This is a genomic window from Flavobacterium sp., from assembly GCF_013822155.1.
GTDB lineage: Bacteria > Bacteroidota > Bacteroidia > Flavobacteriales > Flavobacteriaceae > Flavobacterium.
The window spans coordinates 1-3,284 of record NZ_PNJW01000114.1 but is presented as its reverse complement, the minus strand read 5'-3'; the positions used below and the strand labels follow the sequence as shown (position 1 = coordinate 3,284).

The window sequence follows — 3,284 nt, the reverse complement described above, 5'->3', positions numbered from 1 at the left end:
TGCTCACCAAATAAGCAGCCTAAATAGCCATCTTGGTTTTTATATGGCACTTTAAATTGATTAGTTCTTTTACCGTCTGGATTATAATAAACAATTTTACTCTTTTGCACTTGTAAATTGATATTGATACACCAAAAAACAATTCCACCTTCATAAGTTGATCCTAATGCGTAAACTTCTTTGGCATCTTGAACTTGATCACATGTGTATGTTTTTTTTAGATATTGTAGTAAATTGTTTTCGGGTTCTTTATAAAAATACTTCCAGATTTCGTTTTCAGGTATGTATTTTTGTTTTATTTTATTTTCCGTAATACCATTTGCAATTGTAGATTTTTTAGACATTAAAACGACTGAATACAAACTGGTTACAACATATTTATTATTTATCTCGTCCCAAATAAATTCTTCACCGTTGCTATTTCTAAAAGTGGTAGGAGGTAGGGTTGCTTTTCCACAGGAATGGCAATAACCATATTGATTAGGTAAATCCTTATAATTTGCAAACTTCCCATCACTATTACTTTTATTACAACAAGGGGTAATGAGCTTAAAATCTCTTTTTTGGCTAAATTTTAATTTATTTTCAACTTTAGTAAGCATGATGATTATTTTGTGCAACTTGCAACTTTTAATAATTAAAGATTAAAGTCCTGTATTTTAGTTGTTTAACTTTGTTTTTGGGTTGGTTGCTAGTTGCATGTTGTTCAGCGTTTTATTCCATTTTCTGGAAATAGTAGATTTATCCAAATCCGTAAGAGGAAGAATGTCTTTTTGTAACTTTCCATTTAGGATTGCGTATTTGATGACATCATCGATTTTTATCTCATTTTCTTGGGGATTAATTGTTTCTTTTAAAATAATTTTAAAATTGAAGTAAAAAAATTCAAGAATTTCTATTGCAGAATCGACCGTTTCAAGGGTAATATCAAAATAGTAATTTTTGCTTTTGGACTGTTTAATCAAATGAAGTAACAATGAAATTTTGTATATGTTAATCATCATCTTTGAGATATATTCTTTGACAAGATTTTCTTCTTTTTCTTGACGATAAATAAGTTCCTGCTGATATTCCAAAATTTTACTTTCCGCTTCTTGATCTAATAAAATTTTTATTTCTCTATGTTTGTTATCATGTCCTATATCTATTCGGCTTTGGTATAGATTTTGCAATGACTCTTTATAGGCTAAATTATACTCTGGTTTAATGTTTTCTTTAGAAATAGTGTTATTACTCGTCAGTTTTGGAGTAAATAAAATACGGTCAATTAATCCACTTTCAAGATTTCCATTTGCAAATAGTTTTGAGAGAAGCTGAGTCTGTATTGACCCCAATAAAGTTGGGTAAGATTTTTCAATTCTATAACTTAAGGTAGTTTTTCGTGATATGTCAATAAATTTATTTGTATTTCCTTGTAATAAAAAAGTTCTCCATGCCGCACCTTCGGAACTATTTTTATTAGCCATTTTTTCAATTAAAAAAGTTAACTCATCGACAAAAATTCCGATTGAGTCTTTATTTTTGAAATGACAATAAATTGCAGCTTCTATAGTAGCATCTTGTATAAAAAGTTGTTTTCTTACTTCTTTATTTTCCTCTTGGTTGTCAACTATGTTTTTAAAGTCATCATAGTTTTGATTGTCAATTTGAACCAAAGGATCTGTTGCTAAATCCATCGCTGGAGACTTAGAATCGCCTCTACTGCCAATTATAGCTAGGTATAAATTTGCATAATTTGTATACCCAGAGGAATCAATTGAAAAAGTTAAGCCTGCGGCATTACTAAAAGCAAATAAGATAGAACTAAATAAATACTCTTTAGGAATTCTGTTGCATTTAAATGCACTTTCAATTAAATTTGATAACTCATCTGGTAAGTTTTCTATAATTTTATCTAATCTTGTTAATGCTTGTTCTCTATCTGTTAGAACAACATTATTTATTTCGGTTTCTATACCATTTAAATTGTCTAAATCCATAATTTAACCTTTTAAATAAACAATAGTTTTAGTATTCAAATCGTAATAGGGTAGCTGCCCAAATCCATTCGGGGGTAAATTATACACTCTATGATACCTAGATAATAATAACTCTTTCATCTCTTTAAAATCCTTTTTAGTTGCTGCTTTGTCATCTTCATTTTCAAAGACCTTTTTTGCAAGTGTTTGTACTCCATCTGCTAGAAGAGCACCTAAGAAAGCATTTCCAACTCCGGCTTTACTAATTTTATCAATTTTTACAGATTCCGGTTTTTTTTCAACTTGCGGAACGGTTGAACCGAGTTTCGGTGTTCGTAATTGGTATGCTCTGGTTCTGCAACTGTTGCTGCAATACTTTTGCTTCTTGCGTCTATTAGGTTTATACTCCTTTCCGCAATACTGACAGGTATAGTGATATTGTTCCATGTGCGTAAATTTTACGTTAGATTGACGTTAAAACAGTGGATTTTTAGCTAAATAGTCATTTACCTTAGCCTCTAAATTAGAAGCGGATTGACTTTTTCCGTCTTGCAACCATTTTAATATATCTAATTTGGAGAATCGCAACATCCGACCCTTTTTGATAAAGGGAATTGTTTTGCGATGGACGTGACCGTAAATTGTTGGTTTAGTTAATCCAATTAGTTTGGATAATTCGTCGATGTTTAAGAACTCATCTTCAATAGTTGCATTTGAAGTTGGTCGCAACTCATTTTTGATGTTCTTTGTAATTAACTCTGCAAGTACTTTTATTCCTTCGTCAGAGAGCAGGTATATTATTTCATTTTTCATGGTAGCAAGATTGCACCATAAAAGAGCATTAGAAAAAGTATATTAAAGTGTATGTGATTTTTTAATTTATATGTTTGATTTTCATAGCATTAAATGATGTCATTTTAAAAAAGAAAGTACTTTCTAAAACATAAATAGCTATTTTATTTATCAAAAAAGTATATGAAAATTATAATAAAACCGATTATTTATCAATTTTTAATAAAGAGCTAAGTTTATTGTACAACAAATTAAGTTCTTTGTTGAAATTTATCATCTTCAGGGTTTTAATTTTTTTTCTAAGTAAATTTATTTCATTCATGACAGATTGCAACTCATTTTGAGTTGAATCTTTTAAATTTCCAAAATTTATATTTTCATAAGTTTCATTGAGTATTTTATACTGAAAAGTACTCTTGTAAGAGTTTATATTTTCATAGCTATCAATTGATTTAACAGTAATCATTGAAAAGCACTTATATATTTCAGTTTTTGGAATTGATTTTGGGCTTTTTAATAAATTTATTAAAATAT

5 protein-coding genes are annotated in these 3,284 nt (G+C 29.0%); all 5 read right to left on the bottom strand.

The window, feature by feature from the left end:
- Positions 1 to 602 (bottom strand): DUF6371 domain-containing protein (locus C0512_RS14950; RefSeq protein ID WP_290862998.1); only part of this gene is annotated, 602 nt, incomplete at its 3' end.
- A 57-nt stretch (positions 603 to 659) separates the two neighbouring features.
- A complete protein-coding gene (locus C0512_RS14945) occupies positions 660 to 1,979 on the bottom strand; it encodes a DUF3987 domain-containing protein (RefSeq protein ID WP_290862997.1) in 1,320 nt (439 codons plus the stop codon).
- A gap of 3 nt (positions 1,980 to 1,982) precedes the next feature.
- The gene (locus C0512_RS14940) at positions 1,983 to 2,405 is read right to left on the bottom strand and encodes a hypothetical protein (protein WP_290862995.1); all 423 of its coding nucleotides are present in this window, start codon (positions 2,403 to 2,405) and stop codon (positions 1,983 to 1,985) included.
- A gap of 27 nt (positions 2,406 to 2,432) precedes the next feature.
- The gene (locus tag C0512_RS14935; protein ID WP_290862993.1) at positions 2,433 to 2,771 is read right to left on the bottom strand and encodes a helix-turn-helix domain-containing protein; all 339 of its coding nucleotides are present in this window, start codon (positions 2,769 to 2,771) and stop codon (positions 2,433 to 2,435) included.
- A gap of 184 nt (positions 2,772 to 2,955) precedes the next feature.
- Positions 2,956 to 3,284, bottom strand: a 329-nt coding sequence (locus C0512_RS14930; protein WP_290862991.1) for a hypothetical protein, incomplete at its 5' end; no start/stop codon positions are given.

Coding starts and splice junctions, on each gene's coding strand:
- C0512_RS14935 (WP_290862993.1), bottom strand. CDS start 2,771: ATGAAAAATGAAATAATATACCTGCTCTCTGACGAAGGAATAAAAGTA.
- C0512_RS14940 (WP_290862995.1), bottom strand. CDS start 2,405: ATGGAACAATATCACTATACCTGTCAGTATTGCGGAAAGGAGTATAAA.
- C0512_RS14945 (WP_290862997.1), bottom strand. CDS start 1,979: ATGGATTTAGACAATTTAAATGGTATAGAAACCGAAATAAATAATGTT.